At 40.6% G+C, this 23,631-nt stretch carries 21 protein-coding genes and 1 tRNA gene; 7 read left to right on the top strand and 15 right to left on the bottom strand.

What is annotated here, in order from left to right; translation table 11 throughout:
• Positions 1–18 precede the first annotated feature (18 nt).
• Positions 19–1,173, bottom strand: coding sequence for a hypothetical protein (locus LEPBI_RS04825; protein ID WP_012387988.1), 1,155 nt, complete (start codon positions 1,171–1,173; stop codon positions 19–21).
• A 118-nt stretch (positions 1,174–1,291) separates the two neighbouring features.
• Here LEPBI_RS04825 and LEPBI_RS04820 point away from each other — a divergent pair, with 118 nt between their 5' ends.
• The gene (locus LEPBI_RS04820) at positions 1,292–2,755 is read left to right on the top strand and encodes an ArnT family glycosyltransferase (protein ID WP_012387987.1); all 1,464 of its coding nucleotides are present in this window, start codon (positions 1,292–1,294) and stop codon (positions 2,753–2,755) included.
• On the opposite strand, the gene LEPBI_RS04815 is transcribed toward LEPBI_RS04820, so the two are convergent.
• Entirely contained in the window at positions 2,752–3,150 is a 399-nt protein-coding gene (locus LEPBI_RS04815; protein WP_012387986.1) for a thiol-disulfide oxidoreductase DCC family protein, read from the bottom strand. The genes LEPBI_RS04820 and LEPBI_RS04815 overlap by 4 nt on opposite strands.
• 73 nt (positions 3,151–3,223) lie before the next feature.
• Between LEPBI_RS04815 and LEPBI_RS04810 the strand changes: the two genes are divergently transcribed.
• A complete protein-coding gene (locus LEPBI_RS04810) occupies positions 3,224–5,170 on the top strand; it encodes a M3 family metallopeptidase (protein WP_012387985.1) in 1,947 nt (648 codons plus the stop codon).
• Here LEPBI_RS04810 and LEPBI_RS04805 read toward each other — a convergent pair.
• Together LEPBI_RS04805 and LEPBI_RS04800 are read right to left on the bottom strand one after the other, a co-directional pair.
• On the bottom strand, positions 5,141–5,716 hold the full coding sequence (locus LEPBI_RS04805; protein WP_012387984.1) for an SCO family protein: 576 nt from the start codon (positions 5,714–5,716) through the stop codon (positions 5,141–5,143). The two genes, LEPBI_RS04810 and LEPBI_RS04805, sit on opposite strands and share 30 nt — an antisense overlap.
• Complete coding sequence (locus LEPBI_RS04800; RefSeq protein WP_226992883.1) at positions 5,713–6,051, bottom strand: copper chaperone PCu(A)C; 339 nt, start codon at positions 6,049–6,051, stop codon at positions 5,713–5,715. The genes LEPBI_RS04805 and LEPBI_RS04800 overlap by 4 nt, the downstream gene beginning before the upstream one ends.
• Before the next feature lie 106 nt (positions 6,052–6,157).
• On the opposite strand from LEPBI_RS04800, the gene LEPBI_RS04795 reads away from it, so the two are divergent.
• Entirely contained in the window at positions 6,158–7,177 is a 1,020-nt protein-coding gene (locus tag LEPBI_RS04795; protein WP_012387982.1) for an alpha/beta hydrolase, read from the top strand.
• Here the strand turns inward: LEPBI_RS04795 and LEPBI_RS04790 are convergent.
• The gene (locus LEPBI_RS04790; protein ID WP_012387981.1) at positions 7,157–9,058 is read right to left on the bottom strand and encodes a hybrid sensor histidine kinase/response regulator; all 1,902 of its coding nucleotides are present in this window, start codon (positions 9,056–9,058) and stop codon (positions 7,157–7,159) included. The two genes, LEPBI_RS04795 and LEPBI_RS04790, sit on opposite strands and share 21 nt — an antisense overlap.
• 23 nt (positions 9,059–9,081) lie before the next feature.
• Here LEPBI_RS04790 and LEPBI_RS04785 point away from each other — a divergent pair, with 23 nt between their 5' ends.
• From LEPBI_RS04785 to rktP, 3 genes are all read left to right on the top strand, one after another.
• A complete protein-coding gene (locus tag LEPBI_RS04785) occupies positions 9,082–9,351 on the top strand; it encodes a Sec-independent protein translocase subunit TatA/TatB (RefSeq protein ID WP_012387980.1) in 270 nt (89 codons plus the stop codon).
• Between the two features lie 72 nt (positions 9,352–9,423).
• The gene (tatC, locus tag LEPBI_RS04780; protein WP_081431675.1) at positions 9,424–10,140 is read left to right on the top strand and encodes a twin-arginine translocase subunit TatC; all 717 of its coding nucleotides are present in this window, start codon (positions 9,424–9,426) and stop codon (positions 10,138–10,140) included.
• Positions 10,137–11,237, top strand: coding sequence for an Arg-Lys translocation region protein phosphatase RktP (gene rktP / locus LEPBI_RS04775; RefSeq protein ID WP_012387978.1), 1,101 nt, complete (start codon positions 10,137–10,139; stop codon positions 11,235–11,237). Before tatC ends, rktP begins: the two co-directional genes overlap by 4 nt.
• Here the strand turns inward: rktP and bla are convergent.
• From bla to LEPBI_RS04730, 9 genes are all read right to left on the bottom strand, one after another.
• Positions 11,214–12,032 carry a subclass B1 metallo-beta-lactamase gene (bla, locus tag LEPBI_RS04770; RefSeq protein WP_226992881.1) on the bottom strand — a complete coding sequence of 273 codons (819 nt, stop codon included), beginning with the start codon at positions 12,030–12,032 and terminating at the stop codon, positions 11,214–11,216. The two genes, rktP and bla, sit on opposite strands and share 24 nt — an antisense overlap.
• Before the next feature lie 23 nt (positions 12,033–12,055).
• Positions 12,056–13,336 carry an ATP-dependent Clp protease ATP-binding subunit ClpX gene (clpX, locus tag LEPBI_RS04765; protein ID WP_012387976.1) on the bottom strand — a complete coding sequence of 427 codons (1,281 nt, stop codon included), beginning with the start codon at positions 13,334–13,336 and terminating at the stop codon, positions 12,056–12,058.
• A gap of 15 nt (positions 13,337–13,351) precedes the next feature.
• Positions 13,352–13,954 carry an ATP-dependent Clp protease proteolytic subunit gene (locus tag LEPBI_RS04760; RefSeq protein ID WP_012387975.1) on the bottom strand — a complete coding sequence of 201 codons (603 nt, stop codon included), beginning with the start codon at positions 13,952–13,954 and terminating at the stop codon, positions 13,352–13,354.
• A gap of 3 nt (positions 13,955–13,957) precedes the next feature.
• The gene (gene tig / locus LEPBI_RS04755) at positions 13,958–15,304 is read right to left on the bottom strand and encodes a trigger factor (RefSeq protein WP_012387974.1); all 1,347 of its coding nucleotides are present in this window, start codon (positions 15,302–15,304) and stop codon (positions 13,958–13,960) included.
• 62 nt (positions 15,305–15,366) lie between these two features.
• Positions 15,367–15,438: transfer RNA gene (locus LEPBI_RS04750), tRNA-Gly, on the bottom strand.
• A gap of 193 nt (positions 15,439–15,631) precedes the next feature.
• Positions 15,632–16,327, bottom strand: coding sequence for a TenA family protein (locus LEPBI_RS04745; RefSeq protein ID WP_012387973.1), 696 nt, complete (start codon positions 16,325–16,327; stop codon positions 15,632–15,634).
• Between the two features lie 12 nt (positions 16,328–16,339).
• A complete protein-coding gene (locus LEPBI_RS04740; protein ID WP_012387972.1) occupies positions 16,340–17,002 on the bottom strand; it encodes an arylesterase in 663 nt (220 codons plus the stop codon).
• A 116-nt stretch (positions 17,003–17,118) separates the two neighbouring features.
• Entirely contained in the window at positions 17,119–18,417 is a 1,299-nt protein-coding gene (locus tag LEPBI_RS04735) for a hypothetical protein (protein ID WP_012387971.1), read from the bottom strand.
• Positions 18,407–19,096 carry an OmpA family protein gene (locus LEPBI_RS04730; RefSeq protein ID WP_012387970.1) on the bottom strand — a complete coding sequence of 230 codons (690 nt, stop codon included), beginning with the start codon at positions 19,094–19,096 and terminating at the stop codon, positions 18,407–18,409. The genes LEPBI_RS04735 and LEPBI_RS04730 overlap by 11 nt, the downstream gene beginning before the upstream one ends.
• A gap of 299 nt (positions 19,097–19,395) precedes the next feature.
• On the opposite strand from LEPBI_RS04730, the gene LEPBI_RS04725 reads away from it, so the two are divergent.
• Positions 19,396–22,146 (top strand): hypothetical protein, encoded by a 2,751-nt coding sequence (locus LEPBI_RS04725; protein WP_012476179.1) that lies wholly within the window; start codon positions 19,396–19,398, stop codon positions 22,144–22,146.
• 235 nt (positions 22,147–22,381) lie between these two features.
• Here the strand turns inward: LEPBI_RS04725 and LEPBI_RS04720 are convergent, their stop codons facing one another.
• Complete coding sequence (locus LEPBI_RS04720) at positions 22,382–23,551, bottom strand: DUF3095 domain-containing protein (protein ID WP_012387968.1); 1,170 nt, start codon at positions 23,549–23,551, stop codon at positions 22,382–22,384.
• Positions 23,552–23,631: the final 80 nt, after the last annotated feature.

The raw sequence follows: 23,631 nt of genomic DNA, 5'->3' as shown, positions 1-23,631 counted from the left end.
AGAGATTACTTGGATCCGTTATTCGTTGGAATCGCTTCGCACGATCGCGTTTGAAACAATGGATCCAGTCAATGCGATGAGTTCCACTCGCACATAAGGATCTGTTTCTAAGATTTGGTAAGTAGCAGAATTGGTGTCGGGACTGATTTGTAACACTTCTCCCAATTTTCCAATGAAACGAATTTCCAAATACCGTTCGGTGGAATTCACCTGGATTTGATTTTTAGCGTTCACATGGATATCTGGGACTTTAGGATCGTCCGCACCTTGGAAGAATTTTTTCACACAAAAAAAGAAACCTGAATTTAACGCCTGCAATACGGTGACTTGATCTTTCGCTCCAGCGTTTGTAACAATATAACGTAAAAAACTTTCACCCTTACGACCACGTTGGTGGCCAAGAGTTTGGATCCAATCTTTCCAAAATGGTTGGTCAAAATTTTGTATGATTTTTTCTGGAAAATAATGTAAGTCATCACTTGCCATGCAGTGAACGTTTTTTCCGACACTTAGGAGACTGTCTAAGATTTTCGTATCATCACCAAACGGAGAGTATACTTCCACAGCTTGGTATCCTTCGAGAGCTAACATTTCTTCTTTGGAATAGGAATCGAACAATTTTGGATGAGGTAAAATTACATACCCTCCTAATTGTTTCATACGATCCATCACCCAATTTAAATTTTCCCTAGAGGCATAAATTGGAAAAAAATCATAAAACGCTTTTTGGATCCCAATCGCAAGGATATGTCTTTTTTTGACATTTTGTCCCCATTCCATCCCTCGGATATAATTTGGATCTTCGGTATTTGAAATTTGTCCATAGTCGGTAATGGCGACGTTGGCAAACCCTTCCTTTTTGTATTCACTGACAATTTCATTCACTGTATGTCGTTCAGGAGTGAACCAAACTTCATCGGAATGGGCATGGAGTGATATTTTTTCTCCCGCTTCCCCATTCCAATTTTGGTATGGGTTAGAAATGGAGTCCCCCACAAAAGGTTTTGCGATATGGGTATGAGATTTGGAAAGCAATAGAACAACTGCTAGCTGGTAAAGGCCCAAAATTCCAAGGAGAGCGAAGGCAAATAATGGATAACGATACTTCCAAAGGGAAGGCCGAGCAAGTCTCTCTTCCGAAGCGAGAGCGGGCCCTGGAATGTGCAACAACATGAGAATAGTTTACAAAATCTATTTTCCAATTTGATTCCAGTTTTGTTACAAAATGGATACAAAGATCTTGGTTTCAAATAGGTTTTGACAAGGGAGAGAGGGTTTTCCTTCTAGGAATGTGCCATTTTTCACGCCCAAAAGAACGTTTTTTCTCCTTTTCACAACCCTTGTCCTATACTTATTTTGGGGGAATGCAAGCCCACTCGTGGACCAAGATGAGGCTGCTTATGCTGGATTTGCAAGGACGATGGCAGAGACAGGGGATTATTTACAGATGGAATTCCCTTACTCCACACCTCACAGGAAACCTCCCTTACATTTTTGGATCACTTCATTTTTTTTCCAATGTTTTGGCGTAAATGAATTTGTTTTAAGAATTTTTCCTGCCCTTTGTATCTTAGGTACTTCTCTTCTCACATACCATCTATCGTTTGTTATGTTCAATAGCAGAACAGCTTTATATGCTTTTAGTATATTGAGTTTTTCTCTCTATTTTCCGTTAAATGGAAAAATTGCCCTGGTTGATTCTTTACTCGTTTTCTTCGGGATGTTAGGATTTACTTCCCTGCATCATTTTATACGTTCCGAAAAATGGATTTATGCACTCGTATTCTGGTGTTCAGTGAGTATGGGAGTCCTCATCAAAGGGCCCCCGATCTTGATTTTTCTTGGTGGAACTTGTTTTCTTTTGTTATTTTTTTCTAAAATTCGACCTACGATTTGGAAACTACATCCGTGGTTTGGATTACCATTGGCTTTATTACCACTGATGACATGGGGTTATTGTTCATGGCAAAAAGATGAAGGGGAACTCATTCGTTGGATGATTGATTGGTACATCTTGCGACGAGCCACAAATCCAGTGTTTGGGCAATCAGGCCCACCTGGCACCTACTTCGTGTTATTCCTTGTGACGTTTTTCCCTTGGACTCGAGTGTATCTTTCTTTTCTAAAGGAAATGTTTTGGAGGTTTGTCTCTCATTTAAATGCAAAGGAAATCAAAGATTCTATTTTCTCCTCTTTTCGGAATGGGATCCTTTTGCCACTTTCGCCTCGATCCTATTTGATGATTGGACTTGTATTTTCTTGGATATTTTATGAATTAATATCGAGTAAATTACCTTCGTATCCTTTGTCAGCTTACCCCATTCTTTCTATTTTACTTGCCGAACAATTATCCAAAAAACACAATCAAATTTACTTATATAGACTGTATCTTACATCAGCGATTGTGATGATGTTTGTGATCAGTTTTTTCATTTTACCAAAATTTAGCGAATTGAGAAATGATTCCAAAAAACTAGCGGAGATCATGAATCAATCAGTCTCCCCAAATGAAACCTTGTTTTCGTTTGGTGGTCTTGGAATTCCTAGTTTTGCTTTTTACTACCACAAACCAATCAAAGAAATTGGAATGAATGATATCATCAGTCACAAAGGTAAAATTCTCATGACAGAATCGGACAAATTGATGTTGGAAGCAATGGGAATCAAACTAAGTGCAATTGGCGAACCAATTTCTATCTATGCTTATGACAGAAATAAAACCTTGCATTTAATTCTTGTCAGTCGAAAGAATTAATCAAGGAATCTACGTTTTAGATCTGGTGTGGGCACCATACAACTCTCGGCTTTGCCAAACCACTGGTAACGGTGTTTGGCAATCCAGCGATAAATTTGGTTTCGAACTCCCTTTGGCACAATCCAAAAAACCAAACCGAATCTCCAAGGGAGCCCCAATTCTTTTGTGATCCCAAGGATGGCATCTGATTCGACCAATACCTCTCCTTCGTTCCAATAGATGATACTATCCGGTAAACTCTCCCTCACATTCGTTGGGATTAGGTCCAAAAAGGACTTTGAACCTATGGCAGAAAAATATAAAGATTCTGTTTGGTTCTGTTTCAATAAAAACTGAACTGACCCCATGCAGAGATGGCAAACCCCATCAAAGAATACAATTTTCCTTTTTTCCACTGGCTTACATTTCCTTAAACTCCATTTTGGCTTAGAAGGATTCGAAATCGAGTCTAATTCATACGAGGTAGCGATGTTTCCCGAATTTCATTCAAACAATCTATTAGAAAAAGAATCGACCATTTTAAAGAAAATGGAGTCCAACAAAGAGTTCATCCAATCCTTACTCAAACAACCAAACGGTTCCTTCCAAACTTTTTTAAAACCTTACCAAAGGGTTCAAACCGAACTTGGAGATTTAGTAACGGAAATCTCTCATCTCAACTCAGTGAAAAACAGTGAAGAAAGCCAAACCATCTATAGTCGATTGTTACCGAAACTCAGCGAGTATTACACTGACCTTGGCCAAAACGAAGAAATTTTCTCTGCACTACTTCACATCCAATCCACAGACAAAACTGTAAACTCAGAACAAATCAAAGTATTGGAAAATGAAATCAGAGACTTTCGATTGTCTGGCGTTGGGCTCGATTCAAACACCAAAGAAGAACTCAAAAACATCCGCATCAAATTATCAGATTTAACCAACCAATTTTCTCAGAATGTCCTCAATGCTACCAATGCATTTGCTCTCTATTTGAATGAAGAAGATGTAAAAGGAATCCCAGAGAGTGACAAAATATCTGCAAAACAACCAGATGGTACCTATAAGTTTACACTTCATTTCCCATCTTACATCGCTTATATGACATACGGTGAAAATAGAAAGATTCGAAAAGAGATGTATGATGCATACTGTACAAGGGCACCCGAGAACGGAAAACTCATTGAAGAAATTTTAAGTTTAAGAGATAAAGAAGCAAAACTTTTGGGATTTGAGACCTATGCACATTTGAGTTTGGCAACAAAGGTTGCGAATGAGCCTGAAGAAGTGATCCAATTCCTGGACCACCTCGCAAAAAAAGCAAAACCCATTGCCCAAAAAGAATACAAAGAAATCCAATCCTTTGCAAAAAAATTAGGCCAAGGCGAAATTGAACCCTGGGACCTTACCTTCTATTCAGAAAAATTAAAAAAAGAATCCTTTTCCTATGATGAAGAAATCTATCGACCATATCTAGAAAAAGAAACTGTCCTCCAGGGTACGTTTCAATTTTTAGAAAATTTACTTGGTGTTCATTTCAAACAAGTGCAAACCAATGTCTGGGAGCCATCTGTACTCTGTTATGACCTAGTGGTAGAAGGAGAAACCCGTTCCAGGTTGTATCTTGACCTGGAAGTTCGAAGCGATAAAAAAGGTGGCGCATGGATGCACAATTGGAAACCCCACTTCCAAGATGAAACAGGAAAAACAGAATTACCAATTGCCTTTGTAGTAGCGAGTTTTCCGAAAGCTACAGAATCGCAACCAAGTTTACTCAGACCCAGTGATGTCGTTACCCTCTTCCATGAATTGGGTCATGCTTTGCACCATTTACTCTCCAAGGTGAAGGAAGCTTTTGTCAGCGGAGTGAATGGAGTGGAATGGGATGCGGTTGAATTTCCTTCCCAATTTTTGGAGAACTTTGTTTATGAACCCAAAGTATTACAACTTTTTGCCAAACACTACCAAACAAAAGAGCCAATTCCGAACGCATACATTGATACAATGGTAAAAGCAAAAAACTTTATGTCAGCCATGGGAGTGGTGAGACAATTGGAATTTGCGAAGTTTGATATGTTGGTTCACAAAGAAAGTCCAAACGAAATAAGGGTGCAAGATATCCTAAACCAAGTAAGGGAGGAAATTGCCGTTGTAGTTCCTCCAACTTATAACAAATTTCAAAACTCATTTACCCATATCTTTGCAGGAGGGTATGCCGCTGGGTATTATTCTTACAAATGGGCAGAATTATTATCTGCCAATGCATTTTATTCCTTTGTGGACAAGGGTGTATTTGATTTGGAACATGCGGCACATTTTCGAAAGACCGTTTTGGAAAAAGGTGGGTCAGCCAATGCGATGAATCTTTTCCGAGATTTTTATGGAAAAGACCCAGACATCGATGCTTTACTTCGATTGAACGGAATTGCCGCTTAACGCCTGTATTGTTTTTGTGATCACTTCTTTTGGATCGGTTGACTTGATGAGTTTTCGAGTTTTCCGTTTTGAGTCCAAAACATAAACATAGGTAGAGTGATCGAATGATAGGCCGTCTTTTGTTTTTTCCACATAGGCGGCATATTGTTTAACAATTTGGTTTGTCGTTGCTAAATCAAAACTAAAACCAGATGCATTCGGAATATAAAACTGTACATATTTGTTTACCGTTTCTGTAGAATCACGTTCTGGATCGATGGAAACAAAAATCACTCGGAAGTGATTCTTCTCTAGAGAAGAAAGTCCTTCTGTTGCGGCTTTGATTTTGGCGAATGTGTTTGGGCAAAAATCAGGACAGTATGTATATCCAAAAAAAACAAGTAACACTGGTTCGGGGAATGATTGTAAATTCACCTTTGTCCCTGTTTTGTCGATGGCTTCAATATTTCCACCAATCGGAAGTTCGGTGAGCTCAATTCCGGAACCACATTGGAGAAGTGCAAAAATAAATATTGATATTAAGGTTCTTATCGTATATTGTTTCATAACGATTTTTTCTCCACAACTTGTTTCTTCACTGTTCCATTTGAATATTGAATGCTGATTTCTAATTCACCATCCATGTTTTGTTTGTCATATAACATCAGATGAGTGCCATTTCTTTCTAAACGAATGGATTCTTTGGGTTTTAAGGAAACGGGAAATTCTAGTTTTCGCATACGCATGATTCCTTCCTTGTCTTCTACCATTGTATGGAATTCTACTCTTTTGTAGTGGTTACTTTTGAGGGAAAGAATGGAAATCTCAGATTCCGTTTGATTTTGGATTTCTCCATAAACAGCAGTTGTTTTTGCTACATCAGGCACAGGATGAGTCCACAACTCTGTTTTAGAATTCGATTTGTGACAGAAAACGAACAAATTGACTTGAATTAGAAACAGAAATCCTAAATTTGTTATATTTACCTTTCGTAACAAGAGAACCTCGATGAGATTAATAATCAAATGGGTGACCGCAATCACTCTCATTCTTTCTTCCTTTCTCCTATCCACTTACAACTGGTCTACTGGTGAATACAATTATGATTCCACTCGTAAATTTCAAAATTTCGAAGCCTTTTACCAAAACGAATTAGAGATCAGCAAAAAAGAAAATACAAAACCAAACAATGAAGAGTATTTAGTAAGGGTCTCAGAAGATCCTACTCCCATCGTTATTTTGTATCTCCATGGATTTGGAGCCAGTCGCGGTGAAGGGGAAGAAGTCACAAACAAATTGAGTGAATACTTTGGAGCCAATACGTACTATGTCCGTCTACCTGGTCACGGTACCAATATAGAAGACCACCTCAATACTCCTTTCCAAAAGTATTTACAAGATGCAGAAGACAGTCTCATTTATGCAAAAGAACTTGGCCACAAAACAGTTGTCATAGGGACGAGTATGGGTGGAAACATTGCCACTTATTTGGCAGCGAAACATCCTGACCTTGTAGATAGTTTGGTTCTTGCTTCTCCCTTTTATGATTTTGATGATCCCACAGCTCATATCTTCCGATTCCATTGGGGAAAATCTTTTATCGATTCCATCAAAGGAGAAATCCGAATCTCGAAAACAGACCCAAAGGATGAATCAGCAAAATATTGGTACCTAGACCAGTATTATGGCGCCATCCAAAACATCCTAAATCTCAAACGTTTTATGGACAAAGAAAATCCATATCCGAAGATCAGTACCCCAACTCTGCTTATGTATTACTACAAATCAGAACGAGAACATGACTTCGTTGCATCCGTCAATGCCATGTTAGCAGTTTATGATAAAATCCAATCAGGTTCCAATGCCAGTCCTAAAAATCGTTTGTTAAAAATTGAAGAAGGGGCCCACGTCTTACTTTCAAAGTATGTGAAAACCGACAAAGCACTCATTGAAAAAGAAATGATCCAATTCATCAAAGAAACAACGGGCGCTGAAGAAGTCAAAAAATCAAAGAAAACCAAACGATAACAAAATCGACTCATACAATTCATCAACGGATATTGGTTTAGAACGAACCAATATCCCTTCTTTTGAAAGTTCCTCTGCATCCAATCCATCCATATTCCCCGTATACAAAACCGCAGGTAAATTTGGATTTGATTGTTTGATCTTACGAATCAATATAAGACCACTCATTTCTTTCAATCGATAGTCAGACAAAACGAAATCAGGAATTTCTTCGCTAAGTTGGTTTAAAGCAAGTGTAGACGTCGAAAATACTTTTGGTTTGATTTGTTTTTGTGATAATACAAAACTGATCGCTTCACTTGCGGCTTCATCATCTTCCACGATCCAAATTTTCTTTTTGGAAATTTCGGACCAAACATCAACGGGTTTTGGTTCTCGATTTGATGGATACAAATTGGCAACGGGTAAGGCTTCTTCTAATGGAAGGTAGATGAAAATTTTGAGAGTCATTGGATCTGGTTTGTCCAAATAAAACTCACCCCCCCAGTTTTTTACATACCGATTGATCAAGTGGATGCCCGTCCATTGGAAGTCCTCATCACTAAAATTCACTAAATCCAGAGTCGTTAACTCAGACAAACTAGGCAAAGATAAACCAGAAAATTCCAAGGAAACTAACAATCGTACATCGTCAGAAGGCAAAGTTTGGATTTGCACAAGCCCACGTTTACGATCATCCCATACCAAAATTCCTCCAGAAGTGAGTTCACACAAAATTTTGGAAAACTGTACCGCATCTACCTTTGTAAAGAGAGGAGATTTATAAAATTCAAACTGAGCCTCTACATATTTTGGTAATCCTGCGACAAGAAGTGGGATCGTAGATTCCACAACAGAAGAAATATCAATTTTAGAGACAGAATGTTCATTTTTAGATTTAGAATAATGGATGATTCTATGGATCATAGAACGAGCGTTATCTGCACCCATTCTAATTTTTTCCAAATAATCCAATACTTGGTTTTGATTGAATTTACCTGATGTGATTTGTTCCTTACCGAGTTGAGAAAACACATGGATTGGTTGTAAATAGTTGTTTAGATCATGGGCAATATTGGTCGCAAGGCTTCCAATGGTTTCCATTTTTTGGGAATGTAACTGATAGGATTCCAATTGTTTTTTTTCAGTGACATCATCTAGAAATACATAATAAAAATCAGGTTTCCCTTGGGAGTTTCGAAATGCACTGATGCGTCGATACACATTGATCCTCCTTCCGTCTTTACGAGTGAGCCTGGATTCCTCGGCACCTTCTTTGAAAAAACTAAAGTATTCCATCTCTTCTTCAGATATGGGTTCTCCTTTGATTCGTTTGATATTCAAATCGGTTAAATTTTGGAAACTATAACCTGTGATTTCCGTAAACCTTGGGTTGATGCGGAAGTATCCGCCTTCCCAATCTTGAAGTGCCATACCAACCGATGCATTTTCGAAAAGGCCTAGGAAAAATTGGATTTGTTCCACAATATTGATTTCGTTTGTTTTTTCGTTTGTCACATCCCGAACAAAGACGATGTGTAAGGTAAAATCCATTCCAGGGATGTTCACTTTTCTCTTTTCAAACTGAAACCACCGAACAAGTGTTTCATTTGGCATTTGGAACCTGAAATCACCCGAGATCAGATCTCTATCACTCAATTTATTTGGGGAAAGGATTAGATCTTGGAAAGATTCTTTGTCTTCTATGGAAACCCAAGTCAGTAAGTCGGATTCCAAACAATCTTTGCCTTCTTTTTTGCAACCTAGGTTGTTTTTGAAAAAGTCATTGGAGAATAAAATTTGGCCAGATTTCGGATCGGTGAGGTAAACTCCACCAGAAAATAGGTTTGGCAAGACCTTAAAGAATTCTATCATTCCGCTTGCTTCCAGATTCGTTTGCATAACTCTTGCCTTAAGAGGGAAATATGCCATCCAATCCGTTTTCTTTTCAAGCACCTATTGCTTTTTTTAATTTAGGACCATGGGAGATTGCACTCATCGTTTTTTTAGCCTTACTTTTTTTTGGTGGAAAACGATTGCCAAGCCTTGCCAAAGACTTGGGTTCTGGGATCAAAGAATTTAGAAAGTCTCTCACGGGCCAAGACGAAGAGCCGAGCCAAACGAGTTTTCCCGTAGAAGAACCAAAACAGACTCCCCAGTCCAATTCCAAAACTGGAAAAAAGAAAAAAGCTTAATCCATCCCATTGGCTGAAAAAAAAAGAACCGCACTGCCACTGCCGGAAGATTCGGAAACCAGGGAAAAATACATGTCCCTGGGCGACCATTTAGAGGAACTCCGGCAAAGACTCATTTACTCGATCTTAGTGGTTTCTGTCTTTATGATCGGGACATTGTATTTTGGCAGTGAGATCCATCGTTTTCTCATCATGCCTTACAAAGCCGTACTTGGACCCGATGCCCATTTTTTCCAAATCCAACTCATGGCACCGTTTCTCATTTATTTGAAAACGTCCCTGATTTTGTCCGTTCTAGTTTCCTTACCATTTTTACTCTATATCCTTTGGGGATTCATTGCCCCAGCAGTTGACCCGAGGACAGAAAAATGGGGAAAATTCATCATTCTATTTTCTACCTTACTTTTTTGGTCAGGACTTGCTCTTTGTTGGTTTACGGTCTTCGAAAATTTTTTAAGAGTGTTTCTTGTGGTCTTACGTCCGGATGGAGTGGACCCATATTTACCGATTGATGAATATTATGATTTGTTTTTTAATTTGCACTTAGTGTTTGGGGCATCATTCCAATTGCCAGTTGTTCTGATTTTACTTGGGCGGATTGGAATTTTGTCTTCAAGGTTTCTCATCTCTCGCTGGAGGGAAGCAGTTCTCATTATCGCAGTTGTATCGGCCGTATTATCACCTGGGCCTGATGTATTTTCCATGCTCATGTTACTTGTTCCACTGAGCTTTTTATTCTTTTTGTCTGCACTGATGATGAAAGTATTGGAGACCACGGATTCAAAATGAGTTACCGCGTCAAACTACCAATCTTAATTGGCCTGATTAGTTTTTTATTTTTTTTCATACACTTTCACTTTGCCGAATTTACCTTCCTACATTGGCAAAATCCGAAAGGGGAAAACACTCTCAATTTTAATTTGGTTGGGATTTATAGCTCTTTTCTTTTGGCATTGTGTATTAGTTTTATCGTATATTATTTTCTTGGATTTTTATACCAATACATCCTTCACATTGTCTTTCATATCCAAGATAGCGAAAATGAAATTCCCAAAGACATACGAAACCTAAATCGAAATTCCGATGAATACAAAATATACAAATCGGTAATGTTCACTCTTTTGCAAGGGGAAGAAGGACTTGGAGAAGAACAGTTTGAAAACAAATTTGATTGGAAAACAATCCAAGCCGCCTCAGTAAACAAACAAATCCCAGATATCAAAATTCCGAGTACACCAGGATTTGATGTTGCGGTGTTTCCATCTGTCATGCGTTATGCGGGTGCTGATTATATCCGAATTGTACGAGCAAAAGACGGATTATTTGGAATCATTGCTGGTCATATGGAACCAGGAATTTTGGAATCCTCGGAAAAGGTATTCATTCATGGGATTGTCTCTTCGTTTGGAGAAGGACTTTTTTCCACAGAAGAATTATTAACCAAATTAAAATTTGCTCTCCATCAATTTGCTTTCTTAAAATTAAAACTCTCTGCGTTTGTGATCCAAAACAAAGATGATAAAATGTCTTTTTTACATTACATGGACATGCCCATCTTTCAATTTTCGGACCACGGCATCCAAGTGATTGAAGGCAGTGGGGATGACCATTGGTATCCCAATCACAAACATCCGATTTCAATAGCCGATGGGATTGAGATTGGGGATTATTTGGTTTGGGCGAGTGACCGCACTCTCACCCAATTTGGACTCACATCCTTTGAAATCATGGAAGAATTTGTGGATTACCTACTCGACCTAAGGCCAAGTTCTTCTAGACAGATGTTACTTGCCATTGCCAAAAAGATGAGTTCCCTCGGGCGCGAACGAAATCTCACAAATCCCATGGAAAAACTGTCCATCTTAGTGGTTCGTAGAAACAAGTAATCGTATCGTATGGCGGAGTAAATCCAGTTTCCCCCAGTTCCCATGCCCTGGCACCACAACTTCTGCGTCAGGGTAACGAGATAACACTCGTTTCACTGCATTTTCCCATTCCAATAAATTTGCATCCTTCACATTTCCCAAGTCTGTTGCATCGATAGCCTTCACAAGGCAACCACCAAAAAGAATATGAGTGTTTGGTAACCAAACCACAATATTATCGGGTGAGTGCCCATGCCCTGGAAAAAAGATTTCTACAGAAACATTCCCCGCTGAAACTCTTGTTTGCAGATCCAAGATGGGATTTGTTTTTCCAAGTCCTTTTTCCTTTGCCAATTTTGAAGTTAAAGAAGTGCTATATACAGGGATGTTTCGGTTTTGGAATTGTGTGACTCCCGCCATACGGTCGTCATGCGCATGTGTCACAATCAGGAATAAAATTTCTTTTTGGAATTTGGTTTTGATACCCTCAAACAGTTCTTCCGTTTGTGACTCTGTCCATGGGGTATCAATGACAACAACTCCCCGACTCGAAAGGACCACAAGGCCATTGGATTCATAGGTTTTCCCTAAAAAATTACCAAAACTTTTGTGGATCCAAACCGTCTCTTTGATTTTGATCCACTCTAAATGTTGGGGTGAAGAATTCTCTGATAACTTTGTAATTGATCCAGGAAAGGTCACTTGGTTTGGAGATTCCGAAACAATTTGCCTTTGGCATCCGGAAACAAATACCCCCAATAAAAAGTAAATTCCCAGGAAGGAAATTTGGATTGCTTTCGTTTTAACGAACCACATTACCAAAGTAACATTTCTTTTTTTTAAGCGATCTTTTCGATATCACCCTTTAAAATTGTAATGGGTGCTTCTTTTTTCAGAACAGTATCGTCTGTCACCACCACTTCCAAAACATCCTTTCTTGAAGGAATTTGGAACATGAGTTCCATCATGATTTCTTCCACAATGGCACGAAGTCCCCTCGCTCCACTTTCCCGTTTGATGGCGGTTTGGGCAATGGCTTCAATGGCAGATTCTGTGAACTTCAGTTTTACATTCTCGATATCAAACATCTTTTGGTATTGTTTGAGAAGGGAATTTTTTGGTTCTGTAAAAATCGATTTTAAACTTTCGATCGTGAGTTCATCAAGTGTGGCGATGATGGGAAGGCGACCGATGAATTCTGGGATGAGGCCAAATTTCATCAAATCGTCAGGGATCACATGATGCACAAGTGATTCCCCTTCTTCGATCTTTCTTCCGCGATCGTTGACCACTTCATTGGAATGGAATCCAATGGATTTCACACCAACTCGTTGTTTGATGATATCAGTGAGACCTACAAAAGCTCCTCCACAAATGAAGAGGATGTTTTTGGTTTCCACCGGGATGTATTCCTGGTGTGGGTGTTTGCGTCCACCTTGCGGTGGGACATTGGCAACAGTGCCTTCAATGATTTTTAAGAGGGCTTGTTGGACCCCTTCCCCACTCACATCACGTGTGATGGAAGCCGAGTCTGATTTACGAGAGATCTTATCAATTTCGTCGATGTAGATGATTCCCATCTCTGCTCGTTTCACATCATTGTCCGCGTTTTGGATGAGTTTGAGGATGATGTTTTCCACATCTTCCCCCACATACCCAGCCTCAGTGAGAGCTGTGGCATCCACAATGGCAAAAGGAACTTTTAAGATACGGGCAAGGGTTTGTGCGAGTAAGGTTTTCCCCGATCCAGTGGGACCGATGAGCATGATATTGGATTTTTCCAATTCCACATCTCCCGCCTTACGTTCGTTATGAAAAATACGTTTGTAGTGATTGTAGACGGCAACAGCCAAAGCCTTTTTGGCTTGTTCTTGCCCAATTACATACTGGTCTAAGATCTTTTTGATTTCGGTTGGTTTTGGAATGTCACCCACAATCGCAGTTTTTTCACCTGATTGTGGTTCTTCGGCGATGATTTCGTTACATAAAGAGATACATTCATCGCAGATATAAACACCAGGACCTGCCACAAGCCTTCTGACTTCGTCTTGGGCCTTTCCGCAGAAAGAACAATGTAATTTTTCTCTGGAATTCCCTGTTTGGCTTGCACGTTTGGTCATGGAGAGTTGCCCCCTTTAGGCTTGTATCATTTGTTTGCGTTCTAGGATCACGTTATCAATGATACCGTATTCTTTCGCTTCCTCGGCACTCATGAAGAAATTCCTTTCGGTGTCTTTTTGGATCTGCGCCGCAGGTTTTCCGATATGTTTACAATATAAATCGATCAAAGTGTTCTTCGTCTTGATGATTTCTTTTGCGGAGATTTCAATATCCGAAGCTTGTCCACCGGCTCCACCATAAGGTTGGTGCATCATAATCCTACCATTAGGAAGAGCAGAACGTTTTCCTTTGGCACCGCCCGCAAGTAAAAGTGCCGCCATGGAAGATGCCTGACCAATACAAAGGGTTCTCACCTCTGGTTTGATGAGTTGCATGGTATCGTAAATGGCAAGTCCTGAACTCACATACCCACCTGGGCTATTGATGTAGAGATAGATATCACGGTCTGGGTTTTCTGCTTCTAAAAACAAAAGTTGTGCACAAACAGCGTTGGCATAGGTGTCGTCAATGCCCGCACCCAAAAAAATAATCCGATCCCGTAGAAGTCTGGAATAGACATCCATGCGATCGATGCCCCGGCTTGTTTGTTCTGAAACATATGGTAATAATGTGGACATAGTTTACTCTTCTTTCCCGCTAAGAATTTTCTCAGCTTCTTCCGTTGAAATTGCTTTCGGCGATTTTTTCTCTACTTCAGCGTATACAAACTCGTCAATTTTATCAAACAGGAATTTGTCACGGTAGTAGGTTTCCGCCTTTTGTTTTTGGACTTCTTTTTTCAGAGTTTCGGCAGGAATTCCTTGGGCAGTGGCCTCTTTTTCGTATCCGGCCTCCACTTCTTCCTCAGAAATCTGGATTTTGTGGTCATCCGCAATTTTTTGCTTCAAAATATAGGTTTGGATGCGTTTTTCCGCCGCTTTGGAAAAAGACTCTCGCACTTCCTTTTCTTCCTTACCGAGTCGTTTTGCGTAGTCAGAAAGGGAAGTCACAGGAAGGCCAAATTCACGCATAAAGTTTTTGAAAACCGTTTCTGTTTCTTCCACGATGAGTGATTCAGGGATGATGAATTTGGATTCTTTGATGATTTCGTTGTAAGCATCATCCGTGGCTCGTTTGGTAAGAGCATTTCCAAAAATTTCAACGAGTTGTTTTTTTGTTTTATCTTTTAACTCTTGTAAGTTGGCAGATCCATCCACTTCGGATGCAAAGTCGTCGTTGATTTCAGGATAAGTGACTTTGTATACAGCTGTCACAGTCACTGTGTAGATGATCGATTTTCCAGCGGACTCAGGAGATGCAGGATACACGTCTGGATAAGTGAAGGTAAACTCTTTTGTTTCATTCAACTTCATCCCAAGGAGATTCGTTTCAAAACCTGGTGGATTTTGAGGGGCTCCCATTTGGAATTTACCCGTTTGGTTTTGTTCTGGATATTCCTTTCCTGTTTCTTTGAATTTATAATTGATTTCGAGTAAGTCGGCTGCTTCCACAGGTTCGCTCTCTTCTTTCAAAGAGTTACGTGCCATATTTTTTTGAATGCCTTCCAATTCTTTTTGGATGTCCGCATCAGAAATTTTAATTTCTTTGGGTTGGATTTTGATCTTCTTTAACTTTGGTAAGGTGACTTCTGGTTTTGTGTCGTAAGTGGCTTTTGCTTTGGCACCAGTATTTTTATCAAATGTTTCCATTTGGAATTGTGGCAATCGAATTGGTTTGTGTTCCAATTTATCAAATAGGTCAGCCATCGCTTGGTTTAACATGATGTTTGCTGCATCGTCCATCACGGAGTCACCGAGGACTTTTTCCACCATATTGAGTGGAGCTTTTCCTGGTCGGAATCCAGGGATTTTTACTTTTTCAGCTGCATTTTGGTAAGCCTTTCCGTAGGCGGTGCGGACTTCTTCAGCGCTAAATTGAATGCTGAGGTCACAAGTTGCGTTGTTATTTTTTTTAGCCGTAAATTCCATCGTATTATATCCAGTGTAAAAAAAGAGAGTGTAGTGGAAAGAAAAAGAAGAAGACCTTCATTAGCGGGAAACGGGACTTGAACCCGCGACCATCTCCTTGGCAAGGAGATGCTCTACCGCTGAGCTATTCCCGCAGAAGGTTTGTGAAACCATCATTTGGAATCAGGACAAATCGGCAAGGAAAAAAGACGAAAAAGGATAAAACAAAAAACAAATGAGGACGGTTTGGGAGAGGAACTGGTTTTTTGTGTTCTTCAATTTCCCATCTATCAGTTCGCAACCATGGAAGGGAAAACAAAACCATCCCCAAGTCCAGCTAACGGATCTTTATCGGGACGGCCAGTTTTGGTTTGTCCAAGCTTGTTCCCAAAACATCCATTCGTAATTACAGCTTTGTTGGAAAACCATTTTGGCACGTGCCTTGGACGTTTCATCCGCAAGGTCTGCATACTTTTGAACCCTCGCAAGCAAATGGGTCATGTATTCGTTGAACCCAGGATCAGAATACATGTTTAACCAAGAAGCATAAGGATGGTCTTGTGGAATGGACCCCATCTCTTGGAGTAGGTGTTGCCCCAGTTCGATGTAGAGCCATGGACAAGGAGCAATGGCACAGAATCCTTCGAGGACAGACCCTTTCATCACCGTTGCCACCATGTGGTTTTGGTAGGCCCAGTTATTGGGAGTGGGCTCTGTATTGGCAATGGTGTTTGCATCATAACCTAAGGTTTTTCCATATCCGATGTGGAGCTGGCCTTCGACCACAAGGGCCATCCTTGCGGCATCGATGAGCCATAATTTATCGTCAGGGTCTGACACTTTTGTGGAAAGGATGGCGCAAGCATCGGAAAAAGATTCTAAGTACTTTGCATCTTGGATTTGGTAAAACCGAAAGACTTTCGGGTCGAGGGTTCCTTTTGCCAATGCCAAAACAAAAGGATGGGTAAAAGAAGCACCAAACGAATCTTTGGCAAATGTTTTACATTCAAGGGCAAACGTTGGAATGGGGAATGGACTTTGCATGAGATATGTTTCCTATTTTTCTAGTAGTGGTTTTATGTAAGGGTACACAGTGTCCGCTACCAATTTATGGCCGGCATCTGTAGGATGGATTCCATCCTTTTGATTGAGTTTTCGAATTGTGGCCACTTTTTCTAAGATAAAGGGAACTAGAGGGACATTCTCTTCTTTGGCAAGATCTGGATAAATTGAATTGAATGCATTCGCATATTTTTTCCCCATATTGGGAGTGGCCATCATACCAACTAACAATATTTTGGTGTTTGGGTATAAAGATTTGATTTGGCGGATCATGGAACGTAAGTTTTCTTTTGTGACGGAAGGACTGATCCCTCGCAACATATCATTGGCACCTAACTCGAGCACAAAGATGGAAGGTTTTTCCGCAAGCACCCATTCCAACCTTCCAAGCCCTCCACTTGTTGTATCACCTGATACTCCCGCATTTGTCATTTGATAAAAATAACCTTCCGCATTGATGCGGTTTGTGAGAACATGGGGCCAAGCATCTTCATAATTGCTTAGGCCATACCCAGCGGTCAAGGAATCACCAAAATACAAAATCCGTTTGGTTTGGTTTGATTCTATCGATTGAGTTTTTGGATCTTGTGTTTGGTCGGAAGGTTTCCCACAACCAAGGGCAATGAATAAAGAAAGAAAGGTTAAAAAATACGGCATCCCTGATTAGATTGGTTACGATTCAGGAAAAATCAAACATTTTTAAATCAATTCACCACCCAAACTTCACAATCCAAGCAAGGATCAAACGTTTGAGTGTAGGCAAAAAACTCATTCTAGTAAATTTTGTCCTCATCGTAATAAAACGAAACACCAGGCATGATATAAAACTCTGTCACTGTATGTTTGATAGATGTTGACATTTCAGAAAATCCGATCCCAACACTTCTTGACGAATAATCAGTCCTTGGGACGTTCCCAATTGTGTCTCCCAAATACGTATCATAGTTTCGTTTGACGTCTTGTCGGATCATCCCAATGTCGAGACTAAAGCGACAGTATTGAAATGAAGTCTCCAAATTCAAAATTGTCCCTTTGTCTCGGACTTTTCCGCCGTATGCTGGGACAACGCCCGTTAGGTTGGAAGTGCCATCATTGTACACTTCTTGGATGATTTGAGAACCTAACACAGAAAAATTACCTTTCCGGTCAAGAAGCTCGAGTCGTCCTCTGATCTCCCACCAATCTTTGAGTTTTAACTTGGCATAAACTCCAGGCAAAATTCCTTTCATCGAATATTCTGCATTCGCATCCCCACCGATCGACCAAGTGACTTTATTCGGAACTGTAGCCTCTGGGCGACTGGTAGAATAGGATCCATAAGAAATATTATTTCGTTCCGTATAACGGTGGAAGTTGACAGAGGGCCCAACCATCAAAATTTTTGTGATGGGATGAGTGTAAGAAAAACGTAGGTGTTGGCTCACACCTTCAAATCGAAGGAGTCGATTCCCTTCAAAACTACTAGCCCAATAGGAATCTGTCCTTGGAGAAATAAAATTATTGGAAGCAGGTAGGTCCCGACTATAAACACCAAGCGAAGTATCTTCTGCAAATTGGATTTCGTATTTGTTTTTGTATCCATAACGGATGTCAAAAAACTGAGAATTAAGCCCCAAATCTTTTGCTGGTTTATAAGGAATGGAAAGGGGAGCACCTGGTTCTGTCATTTGCCGAAAGAGTGAATTCTGAAACCAAGCGGGACCCGTTTCATTCAGAATGGCTGGTGATAATTTTCCAATCCCCCAACCGGTCCGAATCATCAATCGATGTTCATAAACCTGATTGAAAATCTCCATTGGCCTTTGGTTGTCTTCTCTTTCAAAAAGATTGGTGAATGGATTTGCGTTTGAGTTTGAGTTAGGATTGGGGATTGGGTTTTGGTCTGGACTCGGATTTTGGATCGGTTTCGATTGATCCGATGTCACGCTTGAATCCTTTTTGGGAACAACGCTTGGGTTTGGTTGTTTGATCTCTTCTGCAGATAATGCAACAATACCCAAAAGAAATACCAAAACAATGCGAAAAAACAAAATCAATTTTGGTTTACGTAAGTTGGATAAATTAATAAACAATGCGAACTGTCCCTACGTAAATTTCGGTCCTACGGTTTTTTTTCTCAGCTAACATGGTATCAACGATTTTCTGCTGGTCCGCATACCCATCTACTTCCTTAAATCGCTCTTCTGCAATTTTGTGAACGAGTTTGAGTTCCCTTTTTACGGACTGGGATCTTTCTTTGCTCAATTTCAAATTCATTGAAAAAGCACCCACGCTGTCAGTATGCCCACCAATCCGACAATTGGTTTCCGGGTATGCTTCCATCGCATCCCCTACTTTTGCAATGAGTTCCTTTGCTTTGGGAGTGAGTGTTGATTTTCCGGAAGGGAAGGCGACGTCTCCATCAATGATGATGAGGAGTTCACGTAATCTTTTTTCATCGTCTTCGATCCGTTTCAGTTCCACCCCTTTGGCAACAAGGCTCCCACCTACTTCTTCGAATGGAGTGCCTGTGTGTTCAAAGTCACTGCGAAGACCTTTGTATAATTTTTCTAAATAATCTGGTGTCCCTAGTTTATCTAAAGAACCCACAGGCAAACTGCCGAGATGTTCACTCGGTTTGGTTTCATCGATATGAACACAACCGCAGAACTTTTGGAAGGATTCAGACTCCATCCACTCTGGATTGGTGGTGGTTTGGCATTGGAATCCAAAAAGGGAAGCAATCAAAATGATCAATAAATTTCTAAACATAAAACAAACTGTCCTTATCTTTTGCACCAACATAAGAAATCAATTGATAATTCAAAGGGAGAACGAACAGAAATTTATTTCCAAACCTTATCTCATTTTTTCCTTACCATTGCCACACTTGCTTAGTAGAACCACCAAATGTAATACTACAACTAACGATGTTTGCCTAAAAAACAAACAATGATTAACTTTAGTTATAGTTTTCATCTTTCTATGTGTGTTAGAGATTTTCATTGCCACAATGCGATTGGCAAACATTCTTTGTTTTATCAAAACGCATTCCTATTTGGAAATTTTTTATGAACTTTAGAAAGAACACTTTGTACTTCACTATTTTGATCACACTCGTATCTCTCCTCATTTCATGTAGCGGAAGAGTCTCTGCCAGTGATACGTTTTTATTTGGGTTGAGTGAACAGTTTGATCGTGTGTTTGGAAACCAACAAACGATCGCTTGTTCAAGTGATGTCACCATTTCAACAAATCTTGTTTCCCTTGTGGAAGATGGGGATGTGAATTCCACATTTAGCACCGTAAGTGAGAACGGACTCACAGATGTAGACACCGATGGCGGGACTGCTTGGGGGTATCGTTCCTTTCAAACCTGTATTTATCCAACAGTCCCTTTTAGCGGGAGTTTGGACATCCCTGTCTCTGTGACTTCCAATTATGGAGCAAGGATCACTTCACTCAAAACATTCCCTGCACCCGATGAGGCGATACCCACCAAACTCACGTTTACTGGAAATGGTGTAGCAGCAAGGCAGTGTTTTACATTTACCGTAGCCCAAGACGCGGACAGGAGTGCCCAAGTAAATCCAATGACAGTCGCTCTCGGAACCATGACCCAAAAAGATGGGAGTGGAGACGAAGTTTCGGGAACCTATTCTGGCAAAGATGCCTGTGATATTTCAGTCTCTGTAGAAGATGATGAAGGTCCAGGTGTGCGAGTTTCCAATATCTCTCGAGTGATGGAAGAACCAGGCCCTTCGGCAACAGCAACGAACGGTACCTTCCAAGTGGTCTTACGAACAGCACCCACTGCCAATGTCACGATCCCCATTAACGAAGTATTTGATTCCGTCAATGCAAGCAATAGAGAAGGAACCGCAAATCCGAAAACTCTTACCTTCACGACTGCCAACTTTAACACTCCACAAGCAGTCACCATCACCTCTGTTGATGATTTAGAAATTGATGGGATCAAAACCTATACGGTAGAAGTTTCCAATACCAGTAGCACTGATGCTGACTACAATGGCATCAAACCAAGGAATGTGGTCGTTTACAACCGTGACCAAAGTGTTCCTGGATACGCCTATATGCGATTTGATTCAACAACGGGAACCACAGGGGCAGCGGGAGGATCTGTGATGCGGTTTGCGACCGATGAAAGTAATCAGTTTGGAACGAAATACTCAAATTTCCAACTCAAACTCAGAACCAAACCAACAAATAACGTAACACTTACGTTTTCCTCCAACTGTGGAAATAAATGTACGATCCTGACCCCAACACTTACCTTCACGACAACGGATTGGAACACCTACCAAACCTTCCAAGTGGAAGGGAAATCAGATTCAGCTAACACTGGAAATGCGGACTATACTGTTTCGTTTGTTGCCTCTTCTGCCGATGCTACGTACAATACCACTGTCGCAGAACCTACATTCAGTGTTCGCTCTTGTGATAATGATGGATCCCACCTCCTCCAACCATGTAATTTTTCTGGTTCAGCGCGAGGGATCATAGGAGATCGTTTGACAGCCGCGGAAGGTGGTTCCACCAATCTCTGGATGATTGCTCAGTCCACACCTGGATCGGATGTGACAATTGGCCTCAATAGTACAGATACCTCAGAAGGAACCGTCCCTGCGAACGTGACAGTTTCTTCATCTAACTACAATTTTATGGAAACAGGCGGGGCAAACCAAATTGTGTTAACGCATGTGGATGATATCCTCGTGGATTTAACACAAAATTGGACGGTGACTACATTAACATCATCTGGTGGACTCACGTATGATCCTATCGATGTGTATGCAGCTACCACCGATGATGAAAAGGCATTTTATATTTCTCATGTGGGGAACCCAAGAGAAAACACGGCAAATACGGCGACAGTTTCCGTTTGTTTGGGTGGGAATAACCCAACACAACCAGTCGTCCTCAACATCAGTTGCAAATCTTATACGGCGGGAACAGCTGCTTCTGGGGAGTGTGGGACCATCACATCTTCGCCCATCACCTTCCCTGTAAATAGCGAAGTGGAACCAGGCAATGCTTCTGATTCTGGTTGTGCAAGTTCAGCTAAAAAACAAACTTTCACGGTCACAGGACTTGATGATTCGTATGCAGACGGGAACCAATCCTTTGACATCCAATTGGTGATGGTGGCAAACACCGATACCAATTACCAAAATGCAGCAGACCCCGGAGACCATAGCATCACCAATGAAGATGATGAACCTGCGGGGAAAGCAATCTTCGTAACCACTTCTAGTTATAATGGTGAAATGACAGCACAAGGTGTGTTTGCTGCAGATGACACATGTAACAACAACAAACCAGGAGGGGTTCCCGTTGGAACCTATAAGGCGCTTATTGTTAGCGATAGCTCTGGTGGTGTTACAAATGATAGAGTTCCCAATGGCACCAACTGGGTGTTAACTGCTCTAAGGCATTATTATCGATGTAATAGTTCTGGATACACCAACTGTAGTGATGAACATACGAGGTTATTCATTGCAAATGGGTCTGCCGGATTTGATCCAACTAGCTTACCACGTTCATTTTCAACCGTTGGTGACCAGTATTGGACGGGGATGACAAACACTCTGACTCCAGCTACACAAATTTCCACACCAACATGCCCGGGAGATGGATTAACATACATACACAATTGTAACGGATTTACGTATCAAAACTGCCCATCGACACCAAGCTCTTATTTATATGGTCAAACTTGGACTATGGCGACTAACACGAGCATTTCGAGTCAGGAATCCATTTGTTCGGCGACTAAAAAATTAATTTGTGTCCAACAATAAAACGACGAATTGAAAATCAGGAAAGATCGAAGGAAAGTAAATTGATTCTTTGTCCTACATAGACTTTAAGTCTATGCAGGAATTGGTATTCGGTAACCATTGCGAGTGCTGATAGAAGGTGTGACTTACAGAAAAAACTGATTTGTGTTGAAGAATAGAATCGTTAACACCTTAGAACCATACCAAACTGAATGGGAAAAACAAATTTCCATTCAGTGATCTCCTTCAACCTCTTTCAATTTACTTTTAACTTTTCCTTCAAAACTTTGGCGGCCATTGCAAAACCACCATCAGCCCCATCCACAAAATGTACTTCGGCGGAAGACGCCACCTTCAAAACACAGGTCATAAGCGACCGGTTCGATACAAACATTCCATAATGAAGCAAACCTTCCCTCTCCAACTGCTCTAAAAAACGTTCGAGGGCAAGCCGATGTTTTTTGGATCCATCAATCACCATTTTGAGGGTACCATCATACTTTCGAAAATCAGCAGACATCACTTGGTATTCTTTCAGTCGGTCCAAAGAATAATGACCCGATTTGATTGGGAGTTTCCAACGGATCGCTGCGGCCATCAAAGTCCTTTCGATCCAAATTTGCATGAGTGTTAGGCGAAACTTTAACCCAGAATGTTTTCCTGTCCTTGCCACTGCTTCTTTTCGTAAGTGATCACCATTGTCCAATTCAATTTGATTCAAACTGAGTGGATGGTAGTCCTTTTCTTCCCCGTATTCAGATCGAATGAAATTCAAAACACGAGTCACAATTTTTTTACAAACTTCCAAATCAGAATGGTTCGGTTTGACAATGAGAGAAACGATCTCTCCCCGTTCACTCGGGACATCTTTCCAACGACACGTAAAACCAGTAAAGTCTGCTGGGAGAATTTTTTCATTCTCGCGGACGAGATAGGATTCGTCTTTCCCTTCTTTGATCCATTGTTCGGCGAGTGGCAATGCGGTTCCAAAGAGAGAACATTGTACGTAATGCTCGGAAGCCTTAAATTTACTTAAAAATAACTCAGTACCTGCACGATACAATTCCTGTACAGGAACAATCCCTGCACGCATCTCTAACCCAAACGCAGCTTTCACTTGGGAGATTGTATCAGCAATTGCTGACCGAATGGGAAAGAGTAAATTGATAGGAAGTAAAAATGTAACCCCATCCCCACCAAACACAAACGGAAAATCCATATGGCCATACACATTGGCCACCGCAATGGCAGTGAGTCCCCCCGCCGTGTTCACGTCCTTATAACGCCCTTCTTCGATTGCTTTTGTGGAACCAACAATATCTGTGATGAGGACAAACCAATCATCTGGTACTTTGGATACAATGGTATCTTCAAATATAGATTGAAACTGGGAACTGGGCTTTAGGTTTTTATAAAAATCATCCACTAATGACTCAGACGATACAAACCCAAAACAAGTCTCATATTTTTCGTAGTTGTCTTAGAAAAGCACCTCCTAAATCCTAC

This window comes from Leptospira biflexa serovar Patoc strain 'Patoc 1 (Paris)' (assembly GCF_000017685.1).
Lineage (GTDB): Bacteria > Spirochaetota > Leptospiria > Leptospirales > Leptospiraceae > Leptospira_A > Leptospira_A biflexa.
This window is presented reverse-complemented; position numbering and strand designations above follow the sequence as displayed.

What these genes read in the sequence shown, in the direction of transcription:
- LEPBI_RS04785 (WP_012387980.1), top strand. Translation starts at nt 9,082, where the DNA reads ATGCCATCCAATCCGTTTTCTTTTCAAGCACCTATTGCTTTTTTTAAT.
- bla (WP_226992881.1), bottom strand. Translation starts at nt 12,032, where the DNA reads ATGTGGTTCGTTAAAACGAAAGCAATCCAAATTTCCTTCCTGGGAATT.
- LEPBI_RS04790 (WP_012387981.1), bottom strand. Translation starts at nt 9,058, where the DNA reads ATGCAAACGAATCTGGAAGCAAGCGGAATGATAGAATTCTTTAAGGTC.
- LEPBI_RS04805 (WP_012387984.1), bottom strand. Translation starts at nt 5,716, where the DNA reads ATGAAACAATATACGATAAGAACCTTAATATCAATATTTATTTTTGCA.
- LEPBI_RS04740 (WP_012387972.1), bottom strand. Translation starts at nt 17,002, where the DNA reads ATGCCGTATTTTTTAACCTTTCTTTCTTTATTCATTGCCCTTGGTTGT.
- LEPBI_RS04825 (WP_012387988.1), bottom strand. Translation starts at nt 1,173, where the DNA reads ATGTTGTTGCACATTCCAGGGCCCGCTCTCGCTTCGGAAGAGAGACTT.
- tig (WP_012387974.1), bottom strand. Translation starts at nt 15,304, where the DNA reads ATGGAATTTACGGCTAAAAAAAATAACAACGCAACTTGTGACCTCAGC.
- clpX (WP_012387976.1), bottom strand. Translation starts at nt 13,336, where the DNA reads ATGACCAAACGTGCAAGCCAAACAGGGAATTCCAGAGAAAAATTACAT.
- LEPBI_RS04730 (WP_012387970.1), bottom strand. Translation starts at nt 19,096, where the DNA reads ATGTTTAGAAATTTATTGATCATTTTGATTGCTTCCCTTTTTGGATTC.
- LEPBI_RS04725 (WP_012476179.1), top strand. Translation starts at nt 19,396, where the DNA reads ATGAACTTTAGAAAGAACACTTTGTACTTCACTATTTTGATCACACTC.
- LEPBI_RS04745 (WP_012387973.1), bottom strand. Translation starts at nt 16,327, where the DNA reads ATGCAAAGTCCATTCCCCATTCCAACGTTTGCCCTTGAATGTAAAACA.
- LEPBI_RS04795 (WP_012387982.1), top strand. Translation starts at nt 6,158, where the DNA reads ATGAGATTAATAATCAAATGGGTGACCGCAATCACTCTCATTCTTTCT.
- LEPBI_RS04760 (WP_012387975.1), bottom strand. Translation starts at nt 13,954, where the DNA reads ATGTCCACATTATTACCATATGTTTCAGAACAAACAAGCCGGGGCATC.
- rktP (WP_012387978.1), top strand. Translation starts at nt 10,137, where the DNA reads ATGAGTTACCGCGTCAAACTACCAATCTTAATTGGCCTGATTAGTTTT.
- tatC (WP_081431675.1), top strand. Translation starts at nt 9,424, where the DNA reads ATGTCCCTGGGCGACCATTTAGAGGAACTCCGGCAAAGACTCATTTAC.
- LEPBI_RS04810 (WP_012387985.1), top strand. Translation starts at nt 3,224, where the DNA reads ATGTTTCCCGAATTTCATTCAAACAATCTATTAGAAAAAGAATCGACC.